This window comes from Lentzea sp. (genome assembly GCF_036380075.1).
Taxonomy (GTDB): domain Bacteria; phylum Actinomycetota; class Actinomycetes; order Mycobacteriales; family Pseudonocardiaceae; genus Lentzea.
Genome location: NZ_DASVFL010000296.1, coordinates 1 through 6,122, shown reverse-complemented (window position 1 = coordinate 6,122; position 6,122 = coordinate 1). Strand labels below are relative to the sequence as shown.

Here is a 6,122-nt window from a genome sequence, read left to right as displayed (position 1 = left end):
TCCGGCCGCACCCGGTCGTACTCGGCGATCTGGAGCTGCCGCGCGGTGTCGTAGCCGGCGTCGGCCGGGAGGGTGAGCTCGCCGCTCAGCCTGCCGCGCAACGCCTCCCAGGCCGTGCTCACGCGACGGACGTCTTGCTGTCGGCCGCGACCTCGTCCTTCGGCACGCAGACGATCGGGTAGTCGGGGGTGACGACGTCGACCCGGCCGGCGGCGAACGTGTAGGTGCCGGGCACCTCGGCCACGAACTCGGCGTGGCCGCCGGTGAGCAGCACGGCGTGGCCGCCGATGACGCGGTTGGCGTTGGTCAGGCCCTTGGCGGTGATCTCGGTCTGCACGGCGCCGCCGACGGTGATCGTCAGGTCGCCGGTGATCGCGCGGGCCGGGAGGCTCTTGCGGGTCGGGTCCAGGGTCTGCAGCGTGACCTCGACGTTCACCACGTCGCCCACCGCCACCTCGTCCGCGGTGGTGATGGTGATCTCCAGGTCGGCGACCTCGGGTTCGCGGTCCTGAGCCGACTGGGACAGGTAGGTGAAACGGCCCATGTTCTCAATCCTTCGCTCGAACAATGCGCAATTCGAGATTCCCTGAATCCATTCTCGACCCTACTGGAGCACCCTGGGCCTGACACCCCCTTACCGGAACCCCTCATGCGGGGCTTCGCGCACCCCTAACGCGCACCCCTAAAAATGCGCCGGCTGAACCGTTCGCGGTAATCTCGCCTTTCGGTCCGCATTCACCCGGGGGAAATCCGTGAACCGAGTCCGGTACGAGAAAGAGGGCCGCGTCGCCCGCGTCACGCTCGACCGCCCGGCGGTCCTCAACGCCATGGACCTCGCCACGCACGCCGAGCTGGCCGAGGTGTGGGACGACTTCGAGCGCGACGACGAGCTGTGGGTCGCGGTGCTGACCGGCGCTGGCGAGAGGTCGTTCTCCGTCGGGCAGGACCTCACCGAGCTGGTGGCCAGGACGCGGGAGGGGACGGCGGCGCCGTCGACGTTCGGCAGCAGGGGCAAGCCGGGCTGGCCGCGGCTGACCGAGCGGTTCGAGCTCGCGAAGCCCGTGGTGGCGCGGGTGAACGGGTACGCGTTCGGCGGCGGGTTCGAGCTGGCGCTGGCGTGCGACGTCGTGGTGGCGGCGGCGCACGCGGAGTTCGCCCTGCCGGAGGCCAGGCTCGGCCTCGTCGCCGGTGCCGGCGGGGTCTTCCGGCTGACGCGGCAGATCCCGTTCAAGACGGCGGTGGGCCACCTGGTCACCGGCCGCCGGTTGAGCGCCGCCCGCGCGTACGAACTGGGGCTGGTCAACGAGGTCGTGCCCGCCGCGGACCTGGACGACGCCGTGGACGGGTGGGTGCGGGACATCCTGCGGTGTGCGCCGCTCGCGGTCCGCGCGATCAAGGAGGCCGCCGCGACGGCGGCGACCCTGCCGCTGGACCGCGCGTTCGCGACCCGGTACGTCTGGGAGGAGCGGCGGATGCACAGCGAGGACGCCCTGGAAGGCCCTCTGTCCTTTGTGGAGAAACGCGAGCCGCAGTGGCGCGGGCGCTGACCCCGCGCCACCCCCGGCTCGTCAGGCCCCGAACTCCTCGTCGATCAACGAGAACAGCTCGTCCACCGACACCGCGTCGACGTCCGTGCCGCCGTCCCGGTCGTCGCGCCACTTCCAGACGAGGCTCTCCAGGCGTGCCATGACCTTCCGGTAGGTCTCGCGGTCCTCGTGGACGAGCGCGAGGCCCTGCTCGACGGCGTCCAGCCCGGCGAGCACGACCGCCGCCGGACCGTCGTCGCCGACGATCTCGCCGACCAGGTGGGCGGCCAGCGCGACCGGCGTCGGGTGGTCGAACAGCAGCGTGCTCGGCAGCTTCAGCCCGGTCCTGGCGGTGAGCCGGTTGCGCAGCTCGACCGCGGTCAGCGAGTCCACGCCGACCTCCTGGAAGCCCCTGGTGGCCTCGATCCGGTCCGTGCCGCGGTGACCGAGCACGACGGCCAGCTCGGTGCGGACCAGGTCGAGCACCGCCCGGCGGCGGTCCTGCCCGGACAGCGGGACGAGCTGGTCGCGCAACGGGACCGCGGGCTTGTCCTCGACGGGGGCGCCGACGAGACCCCGCAGCAACGCCGGCGGGTCGAGCCGCATCGCGTCCAGGTCGAACTTGGCGGGCACCAGCACGGCCTGGTCCCGGTGCTGGGCCGCGTCGAACAGGGCCAGGCCCTCCGCCGCGGACATCGCCAGGACACCACCGCGCGCCATGCGGTCGAGGTCGCCCTGGCTGACCCGGCCGCCCATGCCCTCGCGCTCGGCCCACAGGCCCCACGCCAGCGACAGGCCCGGCAGTCCGGCTGCCCTGCGCCGGCTAGCGATCGCGTCCAGGACGGCGTTGGCGGCCGCGTAGTTGCCCTGACCGGGTCCGCCGAGCACGCCCGACGCCGACGAGAACAGCACGAACGCCGTCAGGTCGTGGTCGCGGGTCAGTTCGTCGAGGTGCAGGGCCGCGTCGACCTTGGCCCGGAACACCCGGTCGATCTGCTCGGGCGTCAGCGACTCGACCACGCCGTCGTCGTTGGTCCCGGCGACGTGGACGACGGCCGTGAGCCGGACGCCGGCCAGTGCTCGCTCGAGTGCCTGCCGGTCCGAGACGTCGGCGGCGACGACGTCGACCTCCGCGCCCAGGTCCTCCAGCTCGGTGACGAGGTCGGCCGCTCGCGGGTCTCCGGCGCCGCTCCGGCTGAGCAGCAACAGCTTCCGCACGCCGCGGGCGGCCACGAGGTGGCGGGTGAGCAGCGCGCCCAGACCGCCGAACGCCCCGGTGACCAGCACCGTGCCGTCGCCGCCGAAGTCGCCCTCGACCGCCGTCGTCGGTGCGGTCCTGCGCAGCCGCGGCACGCGGAGTTCGTTGCCGCGCAGGGAGAACCGCGGTTCGTCGACGGGGAGGGTGGCGGGCAGCGAGTCCACTTCGGCGAGCACGAACCGGCCGGGGTGCTCCAGCTGGGCCGAGGAGATCAGGCCCTGGACGGTCGCGCTGCCGAGCTCGTCCTCAACGGACGTCACGACCACCAGCTTGGCGGCGGTGAACCGGTCGTCGGCGAGCCAGTCGCGGACCAGGCCGACGGTCCACGCCGCGAGCTCGCGCAGGTCCGGGGTGCCGGGCACGACGACCGCCACGGTGTCCGGGACCGTCCGCAGGGCCGCGAGGTCGCTGACGACCTCGAACGGCTTGCCCGGCAGGTCGGCGCGGACCCACTCCAGCTCCAGGAGCCAGTCGTGCCGCGACCGCGCCGACGTCCTGCGGGGCGTGAGCCAGAACCGTTCGCGCTGGAACGGGTAGGTCGGCAGGGCGACCGGGCCGGCTTCCGGCACGAGAGCCGTCCAGTCCACTGTCCCGCCGGTTACGTGGACGGTGGAGATGGCGGTGAGCAGCGTCGCGGGTTCTTCGCGGTCGCGGCGCAGCAGCGGCACGACCACCGCGTCGTCCTCCAGGCAGTCCCTGACGAGGGCGGCCAGGACGCTGTCCGGCCCCACTTCGACGAACCGGCTGACTCCGGCGGCGGCCAGCGCCCGCACGCCGTCGTGGAAGCGGACCGGCTCGCGCACGTGCTCGACCCAGTACTCGGCGTCGGCCAGGTCGGTGGTCAGCAGGCCGGTCACGTTGGACACGACGGGGATCCGGGGCTCGTGGAAGGTCAGTCCGCTGATCGCGGCGCGGAAGTCGTCGAGCATCGCATCCATGTGCGTGGAGTGGAACGCGTGGGAGACGCGCAGCCGTGAGGTCTTGCGGCCTTTTGCGCGCCACTCCTGCTCGACCCGCGTCACGGCGTCGTCGTCACCGGAGATCACGACCGAGTCCGGTCCGTTGATCGCGGCGATGGAGACACCTTCGGGGATCTCGTTCTCCTTGCCCTGCAACGCGACCATCGCCCCGCCGGCCGGGAGCCGCTGCATGAGCCTGCCGCGAGCCTCGACGAGCACGGCCGCGTCGGCGAGCGAGAGCACCCCGGCGACGTGGGCCGCGGCGACCTCGCCGATCGAGTGGCCGGCGACGAAGTCCGGGAGCACGCCCCACGACTCCAGCAGGCGGAACAGCGCGACCTCGACCGCGAACAGCGCGGGCTGGGCCCAACCCGTGTGGTCGAGGCCGTCGCCACCGGTCACGACGTCGGTGAGGCGGTCGTCGAACGCGGCGCAGATCTCGTCCCAGGCCCGGGCGAACACGGGGAACCGCCCGTACAGCTCCCGTCCCATGCCGGGGCGCTGGGAACCCTGACCGGAGAACAGGAACGCGGTCTTGCCCGGCACCGCGGCACCGCTGACGAGTCCGGGAACCTCCTGTCCCGCGGCCAGTGCCGTGAGTCCGCCGAGCAGGTCGGCCCGGCTCTCGCCGAGGACGACGGCGCGGTGGCCGAGCGTGGCGCGGGAGGTGACCAGAGATCGCGCCACCGCGGCCGGTTCGGTCGCGCCGACCACGGGCACGAGCCGTGCTGCCTGGTCCGCCAACGCCTCCCGGCTGCTCGCGGACAGGACCAGCGGCGCGATCACGTCGCTCGGCGACGGGACGACCGGGCTGTCCGGCGCCTCCTCGATGATCACGTGCGCGTTCGTGCCGCTGACGCCGAACGACGACACCCCGGCGCGGCGCGGGTGGCCGTTGCGCTGCCACGGCCGTGCCTCGGTGAGCAGCGAGACAGCGCCCGCCGACCAGTCGACGTGCGTGGACGGCTCGTCGACGTGCAACGTCTTGGGCAGCGTGTCGTTGCGCAGGGCCAGCACCATCTTGATCAGGCCGGCGGCACCGGCCGCGGCCTGGGTGTGGCCGATGTTGGACTTGACCGAGCCCAGCCAGAGCGGCGTCTCCCGGTCCTGGCCGTAGGTCGCGAGCAGCGCCTGCGCCTCGATCGGGTCGCCCAGCGCCGTGCCGGTGCCGTGCGCCTCCACCGCGTCCACGTCGGCGGGGGTCAGCCCGGCGTCGGCGAGCGCCTTGCGGATGACGCGTTGCTGCGACGGCCCGTTCGGCGCGGTGAGACCGTTAGAGGCGCCGTCCTGGTTCACCGCGCTGCCCCGCACGACCGCCAGGACCTGGTGGCCGTGGCGCCGGGCGTCGGAGAGCCGTTCGACGAGGACCAGACCGACGCCCTCGCCCCAGCCGGTGCCGTCGGCGGAGGACGAGAACGCCTTGCAGCGCCCGTCCTTCGCAAGCCCGCGCTGCCGGCTGAAGTCGACGAAGGCGTCCGGAGTGGACATCACGGTGACACCGCCGGCGACGGCCAGCGAGCACTCACCGCGCCGAAGTGCCTGTGCCGCGAGGTGCAGAGCCACCAGCGACGACGAACACGCCGTGTCCACGGTGACCGCCGGGCCCTCGAAGCCGAACGTGTAGGCCACCCGGCCGGACACGACGCTCGCCGAGTTGCCGGTGCCGACGTACCCGGCGACGTCCTCGTCGGTGTCCGCCGCGAGGGCCGCGTAGAACTGGCCGTTGGTGCCCGCGAAGACGCCGGTGTCGCTGCCGCGCAACGAGGCCGGGTCGATGCCCGCCTGTTCGAACAGCTCCCACGACGCCTCCAGCAGCAGCCGTTGCTGCGGGTCCATGACCAGCGCCTCACGGGGTGAGATGCCGAAGAAGTCCGCGTCGAACTCGGCCGCGTCGTAGAGGAACCCGCCCTCGTGGGCGTGCGAGACGCCCGGCCGGTCCTGGTCGGGGTGGCGCAGCCGGTCGAGGTCCCAGCCGCGGTCGTCCGGGAAGCCCGAGATGGCGTCACCGCCGGACGCGAGCAGGTCCCACAGCTGCTCGGGGTTCGTCACGCCGCCGGGGAAGCGGCAGCTCAGCGCGACGATCGCGATCGGTTCGTCCACCGGCGCGGTGACGACCGGTGCCGCCGCGGCCGTCTCGCCGAGCAGGTCGGTCCGCAGCTGCCGGGCGAGCGCGAGCGGTGTCGGGTAGTCGAACACCAGGGTCGCGGGCAGCCGGTGACCGGTCTTCTCCAGCAACGCGTTGCGCAGCTCGACCGCGGTCAGCGAGTCGAAGCCGAGGTCGCGGAACTGCCTGTCCTCCTCGACCGCGGCCGGGTCGTGGTGCCCCAGCACCTGCGCGGCGGCCGACCGGACGAGGTCCAGCAGCTCCCGCGCCTGCTC

Annotated in this window: 3 protein-coding genes; 1 reads left to right on the top strand and 2 read right to left on the bottom strand. The window is 73.1% G+C overall.

The window, feature by feature from the left end; genetic code table 11:
- Positions 1–118: 118 nt before the first annotated feature.
- The gene (locus VF330_RS31250; RefSeq protein ID WP_330855295.1) at positions 119–544 is read right to left on the bottom strand and encodes a hypothetical protein; all 426 of its coding nucleotides are present in this window, start codon (positions 542–544) and stop codon (positions 119–121) included.
- A 208-nt stretch (positions 545–752) separates the two neighbouring features.
- Between VF330_RS31250 and dpgD the strand changes: the two genes are divergently transcribed.
- Positions 753–1,547: an enoyl-CoA-hydratase DpgD gene (gene dpgD / locus VF330_RS31245; RefSeq protein WP_330855294.1), complete on the top strand. Its 795-nt coding sequence runs from the start codon at positions 753–755 to the stop codon at positions 1,545–1,547.
- Between the two features lie 21 nt (positions 1,548–1,568).
- Here the strand turns inward: dpgD and VF330_RS31240 are convergent.
- The coding region (locus VF330_RS31240) for a type I polyketide synthase (RefSeq protein ID WP_330855293.1) at positions 1,569–6,122 on the bottom strand (4,554 nt) is incomplete at its 5' end.